The sequence below is a fragment of the Portibacter marinus genome (assembly GCF_021533195.1).
GTDB lineage: Bacteria > Bacteroidota > Bacteroidia > Chitinophagales > Saprospiraceae > Portibacter > Portibacter marinus.
This window is the reverse complement of record NZ_JAJNKB010000001.1, coordinates 657,819-675,605: the sequence shown is the minus strand read 5'-3', so window position 1 is coordinate 675,605 and position 17,787 is coordinate 657,819. Positions and strand designations below refer to the sequence as shown.

The 17,787-nt window shown below is 39.4% G+C and carries 14 protein-coding genes; 9 read left to right on the top strand and 5 right to left on the bottom strand.

The window, feature by feature from the left end; translation table 11 throughout:
- Positions 1–98 precede the first annotated feature (98 nt).
- From L2567_RS02830 to ftsZ, 6 genes are read left to right on the top strand one after another with little or no spacing between them, the layout of a single operon-like run.
- A complete protein-coding gene (locus tag L2567_RS02830; protein WP_235296177.1) occupies positions 99–1,286 on the top strand; it encodes an FtsW/RodA/SpoVE family cell cycle protein in 1,188 nt (395 codons plus the stop codon).
- Positions 1,270–2,364 carry an undecaprenyldiphospho-muramoylpentapeptide beta-N-acetylglucosaminyltransferase gene (murG, locus tag L2567_RS02825; RefSeq protein ID WP_235296176.1) on the top strand — a complete coding sequence of 365 codons (1,095 nt, stop codon included), beginning with the start codon at positions 1,270–1,272 and terminating at the stop codon, positions 2,362–2,364. Before L2567_RS02830 ends, murG begins: the two co-directional genes overlap by 17 nt.
- 3 nt (positions 2,365–2,367) lie before the next feature.
- Complete coding sequence (gene murC / locus L2567_RS02820; RefSeq protein WP_235296175.1) at positions 2,368–3,732, top strand: UDP-N-acetylmuramate--L-alanine ligase; 1,365 nt, start codon at positions 2,368–2,370, stop codon at positions 3,730–3,732.
- Positions 3,725–4,516 carry a cell division protein FtsQ/DivIB gene (locus tag L2567_RS02815; RefSeq protein ID WP_235296174.1) on the top strand — a complete coding sequence of 264 codons (792 nt, stop codon included), beginning with the start codon at positions 3,725–3,727 and terminating at the stop codon, positions 4,514–4,516. Before murC ends, L2567_RS02815 begins: the two co-directional genes overlap by 8 nt.
- 32 nt (positions 4,517–4,548) lie before the next feature.
- Entirely contained in the window at positions 4,549–5,898 is a 1,350-nt protein-coding gene (ftsA, locus tag L2567_RS02810) for a cell division protein FtsA (protein WP_235296173.1), read from the top strand.
- A 21-nt stretch (positions 5,899–5,919) separates the two neighbouring features.
- Positions 5,920–7,371 carry a cell division protein FtsZ gene (ftsZ, locus tag L2567_RS02805; protein WP_235296172.1) on the top strand — a complete coding sequence of 484 codons (1,452 nt, stop codon included), beginning with the start codon at positions 5,920–5,922 and terminating at the stop codon, positions 7,369–7,371.
- Between the two features lie 89 nt (positions 7,372–7,460).
- Here ftsZ and L2567_RS02800 read toward each other — a convergent pair whose 3' ends face one another.
- Complete coding sequence (locus L2567_RS02800) at positions 7,461–8,921, bottom strand: YitT family protein (RefSeq protein WP_235296171.1); 1,461 nt, start codon at positions 8,919–8,921, stop codon at positions 7,461–7,463.
- Positions 8,922–9,066: 145 nt separating this feature from the next.
- On the bottom strand, positions 9,067–9,321 hold the full coding sequence (locus tag L2567_RS02795; protein WP_235296170.1) for a hypothetical protein: 255 nt from the start codon (positions 9,319–9,321) through the stop codon (positions 9,067–9,069).
- Between the two features lie 107 nt (positions 9,322–9,428).
- Between L2567_RS02795 and L2567_RS02790 the strand changes: the two genes are divergently transcribed.
- Positions 9,429–11,399: an adenylate/guanylate cyclase domain-containing protein gene (locus tag L2567_RS02790; RefSeq protein WP_235296169.1), complete on the top strand. Its 1,971-nt coding sequence runs from the start codon at positions 9,429–9,431 to the stop codon at positions 11,397–11,399.
- A complete protein-coding gene (locus tag L2567_RS02785; RefSeq protein ID WP_235296168.1) occupies positions 11,396–13,378 on the top strand; it encodes a hypothetical protein in 1,983 nt (660 codons plus the stop codon). Before L2567_RS02790 ends, L2567_RS02785 begins: the two co-directional genes overlap by 4 nt.
- Here the strand turns inward: L2567_RS02785 and L2567_RS02780 are convergent.
- The gene (locus tag L2567_RS02780; protein WP_235296167.1) at positions 13,375–14,340 is read right to left on the bottom strand and encodes a hypothetical protein; all 966 of its coding nucleotides are present in this window, start codon (positions 14,338–14,340) and stop codon (positions 13,375–13,377) included. The genes L2567_RS02785 and L2567_RS02780 overlap by 4 nt on opposite strands.
- Positions 14,341–14,342: 2 nt before the next feature.
- Positions 14,343–15,386 carry a hypothetical protein gene (locus L2567_RS02775; RefSeq protein ID WP_235296166.1) on the bottom strand — a complete coding sequence of 348 codons (1,044 nt, stop codon included), beginning with the start codon at positions 15,384–15,386 and terminating at the stop codon, positions 14,343–14,345.
- A 102-nt stretch (positions 15,387–15,488) separates the two neighbouring features.
- Between L2567_RS02775 and L2567_RS02770 the strand changes: the two genes are divergently transcribed.
- Positions 15,489–17,123, top strand: coding sequence for a S53 family peptidase (locus L2567_RS02770; protein WP_235296165.1), 1,635 nt, complete (start codon positions 15,489–15,491; stop codon positions 17,121–17,123).
- 1 nt (position 17,124) lies between these two features.
- Here the strand turns inward: L2567_RS02770 and L2567_RS02765 are convergent, their stop codons facing one another.
- A complete protein-coding gene (locus L2567_RS02765) occupies positions 17,125–17,709 on the bottom strand; it encodes an HD domain-containing protein (protein ID WP_235296164.1) in 585 nt (194 codons plus the stop codon).
- Between the last annotated feature and the right edge of the window lie 78 nt (positions 17,710–17,787).

Below are 17,787 nucleotides of genomic sequence, written 5' to 3'. Positions count from 1 at the left end.
CAAAGTAAATATTCCTTAAGAGCTGCGCGCGGCTAAAGTGCAAAGCCTGCTCTTTAAGAGATGATAAAGCAAAAACCGAAATAATAACAATTAAGTAAGTGACTAGTATAACACATGCATATAATAGATTAAAAGGAGATAAGCTGATCTGGCTGATAGTCACCATTCTGGCTATATTCTCCACACTCGCTGTTTACAGTGCAGTAGGATCTATGGCATATAAAACGCATGGAGGAAACACAGAACTACTATTATTGAAACAAATTGTTTTTCTAGGTGTAGGTCTTTTTTCAATGTATATCGCTTACAAGTTCGACTATATGTTTTACTCCAGGTGGGCGCCGCTTCTGCTATTGATCGCGATACCACTTTTGGGCTATACCATATTCTTCGGACCGGAAATTAATGAAGCACGACGCTGGTTAACCATACCTTTTTTAGACCAAAGGTTCCAAACATCGGATTTTGCCAAGTTGGCATTAATCATTTTTCTTGCAAGATCGATTTCCAGAAAGCAAGAGGTCATTAAAGATCTGAAGAGTTCTTTTTTGCCTTTAATCATTCCAGTAATGATCGTCTGCGGTTTGATCATGCCTGCAGACTTATCGACTGCTGCATTACTCTTTTTCACCTGCTTACTGATGATGATCATCGGAAGGGTTCAGTTAAAATATATTTTCCTACTCTTTTTTGTGGGTATAGCTGTGGCGTCATTAGTGGTCATTTTAGGACATGCTTTTCCAGAATATACCCGAGTAGAAACTTGGGTTTCGAGAATTACTATATTCTTTTATGGCGGTAATACTGATGAAATGTGGCAAGTTAACCAAGCAAAGATTGCGATTGCCGAAGGTGGATGGTTTGGCGTCATGCCAGGCAATAGTATTCAGAGGAATTACTTGCCATATCCATACGCGGATTTTATCTATGCCATCATTTGCGAGGAGTATGGCTTGATAGGTGGCTTACTGATACTGGCGCTATATCTTTTATTATTGATCAGATGTACGCGAATGGTGACGCAATGTCCTAAAACTTTTGGTGCCATACTTGCGATGGGACTTTGTCTTAATATCGTCGTTCAGGCATTTGCCAATATAGCGGTATCCGTAAACCTGGTGCCAGTGACAGGATTGACACTCCCCCTTGTTTCTATGGGAGGTACTTCCTTGATCATGACTTGTATTTCACTGGGAGTGATATTGAGTGTGAGCAGATATGTAGAAACAGCTAAGCTGCAAGAAGTGGAGCTTACAGAAATTGAAGAAGATGAGATTAATCATTAGCGGAGGTGGCACCGGCGGTCATATATACCCTGCCATTGCCATTGCAAACGCGATTAAAAAAATACAGCCAGATGCCGAGATCCTATTCGTAGGTGCGAAAGGTAAACTGGAAATGGAAAAAGTTCCGAAAGCGGGATTTCCCATAGAAGGTCTTTGGATCAGTGGGTTCCATAGAAAATTGACATTACGAAATTTGATGTTTCCGATAAAACTATTCAGCAGTTTATTCAAAGCGGGCAACATAGTGAGAAAGTTTAAACCCGATGTAGTAGTTGGTGTAGGTGGTTATGCCTCCGGACCTCTGCTTCAGATGGCGACTTCCAGAAAAATACCTGCTCTTATTCAAGAGCAAAATTCTTATGCTGGAGTAACCAACAAACTATTAGCAGCAAAAGTGAAAAAGATCTGTGTAGCTTATCCAAATATGGAACAATTTTTCCCCTCAGAGAAAATCGTTTTCACGGGCAATCCCGTGAGAAAAGACATAGTTGACCTGGGGGATAAGTATAAAGAAGCAATGGTGCACTACGGACTGGATCCAAATAAGAAAACTACACTTTTATTCGGAGGAAGCCTCGGTGCAAAAACGTTGAATGAGGCCATGCAACTGAACACAAAACTCATAGCAGATCATCCCTATTTGCAATGGATTTGGCAAATGGGATCGATCTACTATGAAGATTTTGTGCAAAGTGAAACTGCGAAACTTCCCAATGTAAAGGCTTTGGCCTTTTTGGAAAGAATGGACCTTGCTTATGCGGCTGCTGATGTGGTCGTTTCCAGAGCAGGTGCACTGACAGTTTCTGAGTTGTGTATCGTAGGAAAGCCGGCGATATTGGTTCCAAGCCCAAATGTGGCGGAAGACCATCAAACTAAAAATGCAATGGCATTGGTCAATAAAAATGCAGCAGTGTTACTGAAAGATGAAGATGCCAGAGGCCAATTGGTAGAGCAAGTTACTGAGCTTCTTAACAATGAAAACGAGATGAGTAAATTGTCTCAAAACATAAAAACATTGGCAAAGGTAAATGCAGCTAAAGACATTGCACTTGAAATTATTGAAATAGCAAAAAAGTAATCTATGAAACTAGATGCTTTGAAACGACTATATTTTATCGGTATCGGAGGAATAGGGATGAGTGCTCTGGCGAGATATTTTAATCAAAGGGGGGCTGAAATCCATGGCTACGATAAAACCGAAACCGCGCTTACTAAAAAGTTGGTAAGCGAAGGGATGAAAATCCATTTTGAAGATGACATAGCAAAAATTCCGGAACAACTGGATGCTGTAGTTTACACTCCGGCCATTCCAGGAGATCACCAGGAGCTTAACCATTTGATGGCATCGGATATTCCGGTCATGAAACGGTCTGAAATGCTGGGTGTGATCAGTAGAGCGAAGAAGTGCATTGCAGTTGCGGGGACGCATGGTAAAACAACGACCAGTTCCATGACTGCCCACTTGCTGAAACACTCAGGCATGGATATTTCTTGTTTCCTGGGAGGCATTGCCAATAATTTCGAATCTAATTATTGCTATGGGGAAAGTGAATGGACGGTGATAGAGGCTGATGAATTTGACCGGTCATTTCACAGATTATCACCTGAAATTGCAGTTTTGATTTCCATGGACCCTGATCACCTGGATATTTATGGTGAGAAGAATAAGATGCAGGAGAGTTTTGAGATTTTCTTGTTGAAGGTCAATGAAGGAGGAAAAGTCATCATACAGCAGGACCTGATAGAATTGCTGGACGATGGATTTTTGAAAAAGCTTAAGGACAAAAGAGTGGATGTCTTCACCTATGGTGGCGAAGAAGCTGACTTTAAGATTAGCAACTTAAGATTTGAAGAAGGAAGACAAGTTTTCGATCAGGGTGATTTAAAAGATGTGAGTTTAATGATGCCTGGATTGCACAATACATTAAACATGTGTGCAGCAATGGCAGTGGCCAGGATATTAGAGATTGAAAAGGAGCAGATAAAAGCTGGAGTAAAGACTTTCAGTGGTATTAAAAGAAGATTTGAAATATTCGAAGGTGGAAGTATGGTGTACGTTGATGACTATGCGCATCATCCCAGTGAGCTAAGAGCAGCCATTGGCTCTGCGAGAAGTCTGTGGCCTGACCGAGAAATGACGGTCATATTTCAGCCGCACTTATTCAGCCGTACTCGAGACTTCTTGAGTGAGTTTGGTGACGAACTAAGTAAGGTGGATGAGCTTCTCTTAATGGATATTTATCCAGCAAGAGAAAAGCCGATTCCTGGGATTAATTCTGAAAGGTTACTGGAAACCATTGACCTAAAAGAAAAAAAAGTGGTAAAGAGAGAAGACCTTATGAAGATTATAAAAGGAAAAAAAAGAAAATTAATAATGACACTTGGAGCAGGAGATATAGATGTGTTTGCACCTGAAATCAGGTCATGGATAAAAGAAAATGATTAAAAATATAAAGAAATATATCAGTGAAAACAGGTTTTTGAAGGTGAGCCTCATTCTATTCAGCATTGTGAGCTTTGTTGTAGTATCCAGACTTGCTATTCAGGAAAAGAAGCAAATGGGTGTGCGTGCATTTCATGTGAGCATTGCATATAAGGATAAAACCAAGAAGCTGATCAATAGCGAGTATGTGAAGAATGAAGTACGAAAATCAATCGGATACAATGTAGAACGGGTGAATATTGAACAACTGGATGTTGCTGAAATTGAGCGCATTCTTAAAAACAATCATTTTATTGGTGAAGTCGATGTTTTTATGGATGGCAGAAATATTCTGAGAACGGTTCTGAAGCAAAAGAATCCGATCGTGCGAATCAGTGATGGTAAAGAAGGATACTACCTTGATGAAGATGGAGATTTTGTGCCTTTAAGTCCTATTGCAACGGTCAGAGTTCCTGTTATTACCGGAAATGTAAACAAGTACAGCCATGATTACAAAAAAGATGAAAACCATCAGTTTAATGCCATTTTCAAATTAGCCAGGAGGGTGAATGAAGACGAGTTTTTAGAGGCTTTAACTGAGCAGATCCATGTTAAAAAGGATGGCAGCTATTTATTGGTTCCGAAATTGGGAAATGAAAAGATACTGCTGGGATCTGTTGACGACCTGGATGAGAAAGTATTTAAACTCAAACAATTTTATAAAGAAGGATTAACCAGGGAAGGCTGGGGAAAGTATGCCTTACTTGACTTTCAGTATGACGAGATCGTCAGAACTGTCAGGAATTAAAAGACTTTAAAAAGACTAAAAAGACGTTCGTTATGAATGAATTCAAAACAAGTACATCCGAAATCGTTGTTGCTGTAGACATTGGCACGACGAAGGTTTGCGCGATAGCAGGGCGCAGGAACCAATACGGAAAGATCGAGATTCTCGGTATAGGTAAAGTGAAGTCTGAGGGAGTGAATCGGGGGGTCGTTTCCAATATTGACAAAACGGTGAAAGCCATTAAGGATGCGGTAGAGATTGCCGAGAAAAGCGCAAATGTAAGATTTAAGAAAGTCCATGTAGGGATCGCAGGTCAACACATCAAGAGCATTCATCATCATGGCATTCTAATGAGAGAAGAAGGTCTGGAGGAGATCAGTAATGCCGATGTGGAAAAACTGATCAACGACATGTATCGTTTGGTACTGCCTCCGGGAGATAAAATCCTTCACGTTATTCCTCAGGAATTTACGGTTGACGATGAGCAGGATATTCAGGATCCTGTAGGCATGTCAGGGGTAAGACTGGAAGCTAATTTCCATATCATCACGGGACAGGTCACGGCCTCTCGTAATATCCTGAGATGTGTGGAAAAAGTGGGTCTTGAAGTTGCAGACATTACATTAGAACCCATTGCATCGGCCGCAGCTGTTTTATCCGAGCAGGAAAAAGAAGCAGGAATTGCACTCGTAGACATTGGAGGCGGAACGACTGATATTACCATATTTAAAGATGGGATCATCAGACACACCGCGGTTATTCCTTTTGGTGGAAATGTGATTACCAATGACATTAAGGAAGGCTGTACGGTCATGAAAGAATATGCTGAGAAACTAAAGATTAGATTTGGTTCTGCTCTTGCAGAAGAAATCAAGGACAATCGAATCATAACGATCAGTGGATTCAGAGGAAGGGAGCCAAAGGAAATCAGTGAGAAAAATCTAGCAAGAATCATACAGGCGAGAGTGGAAGAGATTTTTGACTATGTTTTATGGGAGGTCAGAAGATCCGGTTTTGAAGGTAAGCTTTTCGGAGGCATCGTGATCACAGGAGGTGGTTCTTTGTTGAAAAATATCAATCTGCTGAGTGAATTTCATACAGGGATGAATACCAGAATTGGTATTCCTACGGAACACCTGGCGCATAAGTATGATGGTATGGTCGATAGCCCTATATACTCTACAGGTGTTGGCCTTTTAATCAATGCCATTGAACATGGAAAAGTCACTGGACATACAGAGGATATTAACAAGCCAAAGGATAATCAGCCTCGCAAAGAGGAGGAAGTCATGGTAGGAGACGATGAATTTAATTTAAACCAAAAGCAATCAGGAAAATGGTATGAGAATCTTTTCACCTATGCGAAAGAGTTCTTTGAAGCAAGTCCTGACTCAGAATTTTAGATAACTATATAACTCAACATTATGTTATTCGATTTAGTAAAAGACAACAGAAGCATCATCAAAGTTATCGGTGTCGGGGGCGGCGGTAGCAATGCGGTAAATCACATGTACTCTAATGGAATTAAGGGAGTAGATTTTGCCATTTGTAATACGGATAATCAGGCTTTGGAAGCCAGTCCTATTCCAGTAAAAATTCATCTCGGACCTAATCTTACAGAGGGTAGGGGAGCTGGTTCGAAGCCGGAAGTGGGCAAGCAGGCTTGCATTGAATCTGTAGAAGAGGTCCGCAGGTTTTTAGACGACGGAACGAAGATGTTATTCATCACTGCCGGTATGGGTGGTGGTACGGGGACAGGTGCAGCGCCTATCATTGCGAAGGTCTCAAGAGATCTGGACATTCTTACTGTGGGAATCGTCACATTACCTTTCAAGTTTGAAGGCTTAACGAGATCTCGTCAGGCCCTAGAGGGGATGGAAGAATTGAAAGCACATGTTGATGCCATATTGGTCATTTCCAATGACCGGTTGGGAGAGATTTACGGCGACTTAAAATTGACCACAGCCTTTGCCAATGCGGATAATATTTTATCTACGGCTGCCAAGGGGATCGCTGAAATCATTACTGTACCGGGCAAAATCAACGTCGATTTCGAAGATGTGAATACTGTTATGAGAAATTCCGGAGTAGCAATCATGGGAAATGCATTGATAGGGGGAGAAAATCGGGCTCGCCTTGCTATTGAGCAAGCTTTGAGTTCACCACTATTAAAAGATAACGATATCCGTGGAGCACAACATATTCTTTTAAATATCACAACCTCTGTTGAGCATGAGGTGACCATGTCAGAATTGGGCGAGATTACGGAGTATATGCAAGAAGAAGCTGGATATGGAACCAATCTAATCTGGGGTCATTGCAACGATGAAGAATTAGATGATAAGTTGAGCATTACATTAATTGCTACGGGTTTTGAAGAAAAAGGAAGAGCAAATACCAAGAAAGAAGTTGAGCGAATAGTCGTTCCATTGGAACCAGAAACAGCTATGGTGCAGCAAGAAGAGGAAGATGATATCTTTTCTACACATATCGAGCCTCCAGCAGCTGAAACCATAGAATTTGACAATCCTGCTCCACGAAGAAACATTAGTCAGGTTCATGCAGAGAGGGCATTCGACCTTTATGATTTGCAGAAGAACGATGAAAAATCGCAGAAGGAAATGGAGTACGAAAGAAAAATGAGAGAATTAGAAGAGTCTAGAAGACAGTCTTTGAGAGCAAACAATCACAAGAATTTAGATGATCCCAAGACTGTAAATGAGTATACTAAGGTGCCGGCATATGCAAGAAGAAATGTAGAATTAGAAGATGTGGAACATTCTTCTGCACATCCGGGTGGTAGGTATACAGTGAGCATAGATGATGAGGGTGGGCTCAGATCAGGAAATAGTTACATCCATGACAATGTGGATTAAAAAAAGAATTTTCGTCTTTTTTATATAGTCTTATCTTTTTATGAGATTGGTTTATTGTTTGCCCGGGTCCCCGCCCGGGCATTTTTATTTTAATAACCTGCTTTCTTTCTTAGAACACCGCCGGTCGCTTCCTTAATGGTGCTGGCAAATACAAATGCATTGGGATCAACACTGTATACCAGTATTTTTAATTTTCTCATTTCTAACCGCCTTATCACTGTAAAAATGATATCACATTCCGAACTGACTTCGTACTGACCGGGTAAAAAGCCTCTTTCACCCTTGTAAACAGTAATTCCACGCTCTAATTCGTTGACCAGCTTGTACTTTATCTCTTCACTTTGATTGGAAATAATGGTCACTCCAGTTTGTGCCTGAAGACCATCTACTACATAGCCCAGGCTGATCGTGGCTGCGAAATAGGTCAATATGGAGTAAAATGCACTTTCGATTCCAAACTTCAAACCCGCAATGGCAAAAATGACAATATTGAGGGCTAGAATGATTTCTGTCATACTAAAGGAAGTCTTTTTAAAAGTGTATAAGGCCAACACATCTATTCCATCCAGTGCAGTTCCTCCTCTCATCGCAAGGCCGATTCCCAGCCCTAAAAAGATACCTCCAAATACGGCTATTAAGAGCTTGTCATTGGTGACAGTGATATCAGGCATATACCAAAGTGCGACAGATAGAAGTGCGATGGAAATAAAGGTTCTGATGGCAAATTTTCTACCTACCGTATAGTTGCTGATGATAATCAAAGGTAGATTGAGTAAAACGATGATGATACTAAGGTCAATATCGAAAATTTGTGAGATCAGCAGAGAAATTCCGGATATTCCACCGTCGAAAAATTTATTGGGAACCAAAAAACCTTGAAGTGCAAAAGCCGTGATCGAAACACCGATAACCATCAAAAAGAAGTCAATGATGTTGTCTTTGATAGACTGGATCTGGTTTCCCTTTATCTGGCCTTTTGCTTCTTTGCGAAGTACTTTTAATGTTTTTCTTTTATTTTTATTTCTATTGTTTCTGGCGGTCTGAGTGAAAAATTGATGAGATTTTAAAAAATCAATTTGCAAGGCCAACCATTCCTTTTCATTTTTTACAATTTGATTGGCCTTGAACTCATTGTACAATCTACTGGCGTAAGCGTCATAGCTATTTCCACCTAAGTAGTAAAGGTCGGCATCACATAATATTTTAGCGAGTTTATCCCTAGGCTTCTGTGGTAATTTGGTTGCCATGATCATTTCGCATATATGATCGATCTGATCCGGTAAATAGTTGTAATCCGGCAGAATTTTCTGGGCAATATCACAGGATAAGGCCTCATGCTCTTTATGACTAATAGTGAAACCTACATCGTGAAGAAGTGCTGCGGTTTTGAGTAAAACTAAATCATTTCCACCTACTCCCTCTTTCCTGGCAATCAGAATGGCAGATTCAAGGACGTATTTAGTGTGCTCCGTATTATGATAGGTAATATGGTCCGGCAATTCGCTGTCTAATTTCGATATCACAAAATCATATAGTGAATTAAAATCCATTATTACATATTTTATCCAGGGTTCAAGGCTGATAGCCGCTTAAATTAAATAATGTCTTTTCATATTATCTTGAAAAGACATTATTCTCAATCATCAGAATAAATTCGCTATCAGTAGCACCATTTAATTTCTGAAAGTAATACTGTTACCAATTAGGATTCACTTCTTCGCCAATCTTTACATCTTTCCAAGGAAGTATCGGCATCACTTTATTCACTCTAAATCGCACTAGTCGCATGAGCGATTCTTTGTCTGCACGTCGCAATCCGACGTCGTGATTTTCAAGAATGTCTACACATTCACTTTTGGTTAAATTTAAGGCTGCTTCAGTACAAATTGATTTTTGATCTTCGCTTCCTTCTTTTTCAAGCGCTTGACCTAGGGTTTGGTTAGTTGACATTATATTGAATGTTGTATTAATAATAAGCTATCAGGCTCAAATTAGTAAAAAATTACTATTTTCCTTGTATTAAAAGATAGGCTTTAGAGAAATGCCCATAAAACAAAATGAAACTAACAAGTTTAATCACCCTTTTAACCTTCATATCTACAAGTCTTGCTTATTCACAGAGCATTACGCTGTCCAATGAAAGTTATAGTGAGAGAATCACAACTCCTCATTACGTTTTAGATCCAGAAGGTGTTTTAGAATTTCAGAGTTTTTTTTCGAATGAGATCGAGATGCTAGATGGAAACAGCCTTGAGGAAATCAATCTGGACTATGATGCTTATTGGATAAAATACGAATTGGTTAATAAAAGCACTTCTGATGAGTCTTATATTTTAGAGTTTAAAAACTGGGGTTTAATAGAATTGGCCTATAAGGAAGATGGACTAATGGTGGTCAAAAGGACTGGTCATTTACTCCCACATTATATGATAGACTTGCCATTAGGCATTAATAATCTGCTAGAAGTTCCAGTTGATGCCAATGCCTCAAGAGAGATTGTAGTCAAGTTAAGTCCGAGATTTAATGGATCTATTAAACCGACCAATCTGGGTTTTACCATTTCAGAGAAAGTCAAAATACTTAAGCGTAAGAATATCTCGTATGCGATAGCATTTATGTATGTCGGTATTTTTCTGGTGATGCTCCTGTACAATCTCTTTATCTCTATTTCTACAAAAAACACAGCCTACCGATTTTACCTGGCATCACTAGTAGTGCTTTTTCTCACTGTTCTAGAGGTATCCGGCATTTTCAATGAAATGTTTCCTAACTTCGACTATGCACCGCAAATAAGAATTGTATTTAAAAGTGTCCAACCTGTGATTCTAACCTTATGCGTGCTTTACTTTGTCAAAGATTTCTATAGAGTTTCAGAACGTTATCCGAAATGGGGGAAATCTATAGATTACCTCAGCATCTTTTTAGTATTGGTTCTTTGCTTACTTCCCTTCTCATTCGATTTAGCGGTTAATCTCATGGTAGTTTCGGTCATACCGTTCATGATCATTGTCTTTACAGTAGGGATCAAGAGTTATCGAGATGAATTTCCAGGTGCGATATATGTAATCACGGCCCACATCTTCTGGTTCATCTTCGGGATTGCTGCAATGCTAGGTCAAGTACATCCTACTTTTCGCGAAATGGAGTTCTTTTCTAATCATGCCTTATTCGTTGGCGCTACAATTGAAATGCTCCTCTTCGCCTTGGCATTGGCCAATACCATTAATTACTTAATGAAAGAAAATAAAGAAAAACAACTCCGAATCATCAGACATTTACAGGTCAATGCAGATCTTCAGGATAAAGTAAATAGGGAATTGGAAGATAAAGTGAGGGAAAGAACGCTGGAAATATCTAAGCAAACCCAGGAAATTGAATCTTTGCTTCAGAACATTTTGCCTAAGGAAGTGGCAGATGAATTAAAGAGTACGGGTACAGCAACACCTCGCTATTATGATAATGTGACGATCTTATTTTTAGATATCACCAAATTTTCTAGCATGGTAAAGGAATTGAATCCTGACCAATTGGTAGAAGGATTAGATTATCTTTTTTCCAAATTTGATGATGTAACATCTAAATATAGGCTGGAAAAGATAAAGACTATTGGTGATGCTTACATGTGTGTGGGAGGCATGCCTGTCAAAAATGAAAGTCATCCACTGGATGCGGCCCTTGCAGCTTACGAAATGATAGAAATTACGCAAAAGTGGGCAAGGGAAAAAATAGACGTGGCTGTAGAAGGGATCAATCTGAGAGCAGGCATTCATACCGGAGCTGTGACTGCAGGAGTGGTAGGCAAAAAGAAATTTCAATTCGATATTTGGGGAGATGCTGTGAATTTAGCGAGTAGGATGGAATCAGGCGGTGAGCCAGGTAGAATCAATATTTCAGAATCGACCTACTATGCTATTAAGGGTAAATTTAATTGCACTTTCCGTGGCAAATTCCCAGTCAAGAATATGGGTGAAGTAAACATGTATTTTGCCAATGAACCCATAGAGCGTCGAGAGGTAGATTTGGTATGAGTCAATTTCATTACCCCAGACTACATTTTTCCGGAGAAACAGTTATAGATCCTGCTACTGGAAACAATAATTATCACTACCCTCTGGTTTGCTATGAACCCAACACTGCTCGGGTGGTCCTTCCACCAAGGATTTATATCCACCACATCATTGAAGAAGATACCCTTAAGGTAATCAGAGAGTTTGAAAAAATCATTCAGTATGATTCTGAAGGTGACACTTACATTTCTATCAGTGCTATCAATACTCCAGAGAAGTTCAAAAGGTGGATGACCATACCCCTGGGAGAGGATCGGGAAGATGTTGATTTCCACATTCTTTATCAGGTTATTAAGACGGAGAAAGAGGGAAAATTGTTGCAAGGATTGCATCCGGGATATTGGAATTACTATGGGACTATGAATTTCTCTTTCGAACAAGTCTTGATCCATAGTATTGAAACTGAAGAAAAAACTTTTAGGCACGATGATGAAATTATTGAGCAATCAATGGTCCACGAATTGCTAGGGTCAGAAGTTTATTTTGTGAATGATCTCGGAAAACGAAATGCCGTGATGATTGATGTTTCTCCTGCCATGTCCATTTTCACCCAGGTTTTTTCTGATCATTTAGTGGTATCAAAGAATGGAACGACATTGCTTAAGCACAACTGTTACAAGATGGCTTTAAGACAGATCAATGCCAGCCGAATGGTTGATTCATCTGAAATTTATGCCAGTTCGGGTACTTTTTATACCTCTATCTTATTTGAAAGTCCAGGCGCCAAAGGCGATATACAGAGCTTTTTTGAGGAGAATGTTGATCGTCCCGAAGACCTACTCGGTATCGGTGTACGATATGATTTATATGGGTTAGAGGAAAATCAGCAACCTGATTATGAAAAACTGGGTCCTCGTTCTAATCCAGCTTGCACACGCATACTGGGTACTTTCTATCCGCTGTTAAAGAATGAATTGCGATCTGCTAGTATGGATCGACTACTCGTCCCCGGAAAAGCATTCAAGGAAAAATTAAAGTTTGGTGCGACGTATGTCAAAATCGACAAAGCTCAACGGAAAACCATGTTGGATTTTATCGGTGCATGGCCTTTACAGTTGGTGAATGGAAATTATAAACCCTTTGCATTCGATGAATGCCGTATTGTTTTCAACTATTTTGAACCCCATCTCCCATCTAAACATATTGAGATTGAATCATCTTGTTTGTCAATGGAATCTTTCATGTCGAAGGGTGGTATTTACGAGTTTGTAATTCCCGCTGATGTCGATCTTGAAGCGCTATTTGATATTTCTATTGTCATAACATTAAAAGGGAAGGATACACAAGTTTTAAAGGAATTACCCGTCAGATTGATCAGTGATCAAACAGGCTTATATCGAGAAGAAAAGGATAATAGTGATTACTTCCTCAATAATGACGGTACGCCTGAAAAGTGCATACTGAGAGTAATTGATCGAGGACGCCCAGCAGAGAAGCCAGCGGATATATCGGTTCACATCTTGCAGCCAAAAAGTTACAGTAAAGGCATGGACGTAGAGATATTGGACTCTATTTCGATTACAGGTCAATCTGCCTTCCGATTGGCTAACAGGGGATATGGAAATTTCTTTTATGTATTTTTTCCATTCGAAAACAATGTCATACCGATAGATTTAATCAACTATATGCTCCACACTTCTTCCTATATAAATGTAAGAGTACTTTGTGACTATCAAATGGTTGAAAGGGGAGAAGAACTTACATTTGAAATCATCTATGAAGAATTATTAAAAGATTATGATCTGATCTATCCAGCGTCAGGAATCATCACACCTTTTAATAGCCAACATTTTGAAAAGATTCATTCTTTTCTCAAAAAAATCATGGTAAGAGAAGCCTGGGGAAAATACCTCTACATGCCTTCTTCCAGGGACATGCCAGATGGCAAACGGAAACTTCTGTTCAAATATTTAGATCAAAAATTGAAATCCTCAAATTAGTGTTTCTCATAATATAGATATGGTTTAACAGCTACCATCTTTTCTCCATCAAAATTAAACTTAATGTGGTTTAACCATCTAAATGGCACTTTAGGGACTAATTGATCCGGAATCAATATCTTTAAGATGGCCTGAGCCCTATGGTGGTTAAAGAACTTATGCTTTACCAAATAATCAATCAGAATCCTTGCTGCGCTGTAATTATTCATTTTTGAAAGAATACATTCGATGCCAATTTCTGTTTCAATATGATCTGAAATTTTAAGAGACAAGACAAAGTTATTGGTAAAAGACTCAATGAAGATAAGGTGTGCTTTTAGCTTGTCGGAATTACCTTGCCAGTCGCATTCTGCTAGAAAATGGGCAATGGACTCTATGTTTTGAAAGTCGGCAATGCCTATACGTAAAAGTTGCTCACCCCTTTGATGCAAAAGACCAAAACCAAAAACCCAGTATGGGTCTCTGGTTCTCTCAAGAATGTTCAATAGAATGGGTATAGATGGTCCAGGGATTTGATGTGGAAGAAAGGAAGCACTTTTGATAAAGAGGTCGAGAATAATATCAGGCGGCAAATACAATCTCTTAAATGCTAAATACATCCAAGGTTCAACAAATGGTGCCTCTATGTCCACAAGGTCAAAAACAAGGTAAATATTTTCTATCATCGAGCTCAAAAACTTCGCTTCATCTTTCCAATGAGCTAGGAACTCCACGAGGCCCTTGAATTCAGGAAATGGATCTAGCATTGGCACAAAACCTTTGGACTTAGCCTCAGAATAAAACCAACAAATCATGAGGTCTACCCTTTGAGAATACGGGCGCTCGGTAAATTCAATGATCCCATGCTCTAATGGAGGAAGCAAAGACGCAATCTCCGCAATTTTAGATTGATATATTTTAGGAAAAATATGATCCGGTAAATCATCTAGTAAGGGTCTTAATATGGACAAATGCTTATCCATCGTTAAAATTTCAGGTTATAAATCAGATAAGCCTTAGCAGCAGGAGGGCCGTCTGCTTTATATACCATCTTAAAGTGAGAAACCCATCTTTCTACTACAACTGAACCATTATTGACAAGGTGTTTTTTAGTCATAGGAAGCAAATCCGCAGATACCTTATGTTCTCCTATGAAGTCAAGCAAAGCCTTCATATACCCTGGTAGGCACCAACCTTGATCGATCAAAAAATCAAGATACAGTTCAGTATGTCTGTAATTATCTGTTTTATCAAGAAAACACTCTAGACCTATATTTTTGACGAGTTGGCCATTGTCGATAGTCAGACCGATATCAGTATAATAAGCATTATCGACAGGCCATGTATAATGGAATTTTAAAAAATCAGACTTTCCCTCCCAGCCCAGCGTAGAGAGCGTTTCGATTACCTCTTCCATAGAATGGAACGCATGTAATCCGAAGCGTAATTTTAAATGACCTCTACTAAGCAGACCTACGGCGGGTATACTTAGATGTTCTGGCATTTTCAATAGTAAATTCTCAAAGCTGTCCCACTCCTCATGACCTATTTCATGCGTCAGCTGCCGAGCAGTTTTCTCGTAAAGGTCTCTGATTAAATCAGCTGGAAATCCTTTAGTCGCCAATGTAAGTATAATCCAGGGCGTGACCGGGAGCTTATGCTCTATTCCGAAATCATACATGAGCCAAATATTATTCATCACATTATGAATAAAACTTCCATGGTCCTTCCACTCTTGAACAAGTCTGATGAGATTGATACCATCATTATCCATTTGTTTAGAATACCAATCCAAGAGAGGTTTTATATCGGCCTCTCTATAGATGACATTGACATCCACCTGTTGGTTTCCATCCAGTCTAATCTCCAGATTGACTAGATCGGAAAAGGGAATTTGGTGATATAGTTTCTCCAATTTTTCATCGTAAGTTGGAGATAGGAGGGGATCTTTTAGATATGTACGGATGTCATCGTATAATAAAAAGAGACTTTCCGGACTATTAAGATTAGGGTTTTTCGGTTTGGGCATCTGAGTTTTAATTAAATTGAAAATACAAATCAAATTCCTAACTTTAGTAAAAAATAGATGAAGATTCAACATCCTTTTCTCCACCTTTAAACATGTACCCCGATGACAACCGCTAAAACCAAAGTTTTCAAAAATGAAGTCATTCCAGCAAATGAATTTTTAAAAAAGAGGTTCAAAGCTGATGGTCAGAAGACCATAGACTTTACCATCTTTTTTAAACCTGAAAGCAGTTCATTGCTAAAGCCGCTGGAGTTGATTCAAGATGTAGAGCAAAAATTTAATGCACTGATTTCAAGAAGAAAGTATAATAAGCACCATTTGCCAGCCGCAGATGCATTCAGGATATTAGAAGATTTTCTAAAACCCAACAAGCTTCAAATTAAAATTAAAAATGCCATAGAGCGATGGGCTGTGGTTAGGGGAAAGATTTTTGACATAGAGAAAGCTTTAAAAATTGATATAAAATCTACCGTACTTGATGGTAAGCAATACTATTTTTATCAGAATGATATCAAACTACCAGCAGAATTAGGGGCAATTGTCGAAAGCATTTCCGGCCTCAATACGCTACCTGTCAAGGCGAAGAAAATATTTCCGAAGGAAATAGGGATTCCAGGTGCAATGTTGGCAGGCAAAGCGGTCAACCCCAGCACTTTTGAAAAATTGTATAATTTCCCTAACCAACAGGACGGAACAGGGCAGACCATAGCCATCATCTCCTTAGGCGGGGGTTACAAGAAAAGTGTTCTAGAGAAATATTTCAAGGATATGAAGATTTCTATGCCAAAAATTACGTGGAGAAGCGTTAACGGAGGTAAGAACGAGCCAGGGAAAAATATTCAATATGACTACGAGGTTTATATGGATGTACAGATTGCTGCATCGCTGGCCCCAGGAGCAAGGATCGTTGTGTATTTTGCCAGGAATAAACGAGCTGAAATCGCCAAGGCTATTAAAAAAGCCATTCATGACCGTAAGTTTCGACCATCCATTGTTTCGATGAGTTGGGGAAGTTTGGAAAAGGAGTTTTCGGAAGATGATAAGTTGACTCTTGATCAGGTTTTACGCGAAGCAGCATCCTTAAATGTTACGGTGATCACTTCTTCAGGAGACCTGGGTTCTTCCGGTGTATTGGGCGTAACCACGCAAGAAAAGAATATCCAGCTACCAGCCTCACATCCACTGGTATTAGCGGTCGGAGGCAGTCAGGTTCATATTCAGGGCAGTGTCATAGTCGACGAACATAGCTGGGAGGAAAAGCAGCAATTGATGGGACAGGATGTACATTTTAAGTCTGGTGGTGGTTTTTCAACAATATGGGATTTACCAGTCTATCAAAAAAGTCACATGCCTCCTCATTTACATCATGGTCACAAAAGAGGTATTCCCGATGTCGCTGCCAATGCTTCAACCTTTCCGGGCATATTGGTTTACGTAGGAGATTCGCAACAGATTGCAATGGGTACGAGCGCAGCGACGCCTCTGTGGGCTGCTTTAATTGCCAGAATAAACCAAGCATTGAATGAGAAAGGATTTCGAAATATGGGTTTTGCTAACCCTATTTTCTATCATAAGGATGTGAAAGTGGCATTCAATGAAATAGATGACGGTGGGAATGGTGCGTATAAAGCAGGTAGTGGTTGGGACCCCTGTACCGGTCTGGGCAGTCCTAACGGAACTGTCTTGTTGGCCGCAGTGAAATCGGTCATGAAAAGATTAGAAAATGCTAAGGCTTAGTTTACTTAGACAGATTAATTAAATTCTGCAAGTTTTCCTGCTTTTTATTTTCTCTGTTTTGTTTGCAATATCGTGTATGGTATTCATGATTTGCTATAAATGCAATTTGTATTTCATTCCATTTATCGAGGGTGAGATCGTCATTAAAGTGCTGCAATTCTTTGTAAAGCAGGTTACTGATTCGTTCAAAAGAATCCGTACTTAGATATTCAAGATCGGCATCTGCCAGCACCTTTTCATAAATATTCGTAGGAACCTGTGGTATTTTTGTGGCCATGATCATGCCGCAAATTTTTTCGATTTCTTCCTGGTCAATATTGTAATCAGGAAGATCTTTTATAGCTAGCGTACAGCTTTTTTCTTCGTGGTCTTCAGGGCCTATAATAAATCCTAGATCGTGATAAAGTGCTGCTACCTTTACCAGAAATAACTCTCGTTCATTTAGTCCTACTTTATTACCAATGTATTCAGATAGTTTCACTACATATTTGGTGTGTTCTGTACTGTGGTAGGTGAGATGTGAAGGTAGATAAGAATCTAGCTTATTAATCACATCTTTATAAATCGTTTTAAAAGTCGTTTCCATTTAATGCACTAAAGCTTTTCGAAGGTCTAAAGATAAAAGTAATATTTTCAATGTATTAATGCAATACCATTGATAAAT

Coding starts and splice junctions, on each gene's coding strand:
- murG (WP_235296176.1), top strand. CDS start 1,270: ATGAGATTAATCATTAGCGGAGGTGGCACCGGCGGTCATATATACCCT.
- murC (WP_235296175.1), top strand. CDS start 2,368: ATGAAACTAGATGCTTTGAAACGACTATATTTTATCGGTATCGGAGGA.
- L2567_RS02815 (WP_235296174.1), top strand. CDS start 3,725: ATGATTAAAAATATAAAGAAATATATCAGTGAAAACAGGTTTTTGAAG.
- ftsA (WP_235296173.1), top strand. CDS start 4,549: ATGAATGAATTCAAAACAAGTACATCCGAAATCGTTGTTGCTGTAGAC.
- ftsZ (WP_235296172.1), top strand. CDS start 5,920: ATGTTATTCGATTTAGTAAAAGACAACAGAAGCATCATCAAAGTTATC.
- L2567_RS02800 (WP_235296171.1), bottom strand. CDS start 8,921: ATGGATTTTAATTCACTATATGATTTTGTGATATCGAAATTAGACAGC.
- L2567_RS02795 (WP_235296170.1), bottom strand. CDS start 9,321: ATGTCAACTAACCAAACCCTAGGTCAAGCGCTTGAAAAAGAAGGAAGC.
- L2567_RS02790 (WP_235296169.1), top strand. CDS start 9,429: ATGAAACTAACAAGTTTAATCACCCTTTTAACCTTCATATCTACAAGT.
- L2567_RS02785 (WP_235296168.1), top strand. CDS start 11,396: ATGAGTCAATTTCATTACCCCAGACTACATTTTTCCGGAGAAACAGTT.
- L2567_RS02780 (WP_235296167.1), bottom strand. CDS start 14,340: ATGGATAAGCATTTGTCCATATTAAGACCCTTACTAGATGATTTACCG.
- L2567_RS02775 (WP_235296166.1), bottom strand. CDS start 15,386: ATGCCCAAACCGAAAAACCCTAATCTTAATAGTCCGGAAAGTCTCTTT.
- L2567_RS02770 (WP_235296165.1), top strand. CDS start 15,489: ATGACAACCGCTAAAACCAAAGTTTTCAAAAATGAAGTCATTCCAGCA.
- L2567_RS02765 (WP_235296164.1), bottom strand. CDS start 17,709: ATGGAAACGACTTTTAAAACGATTTATAAAGATGTGATTAATAAGCTA.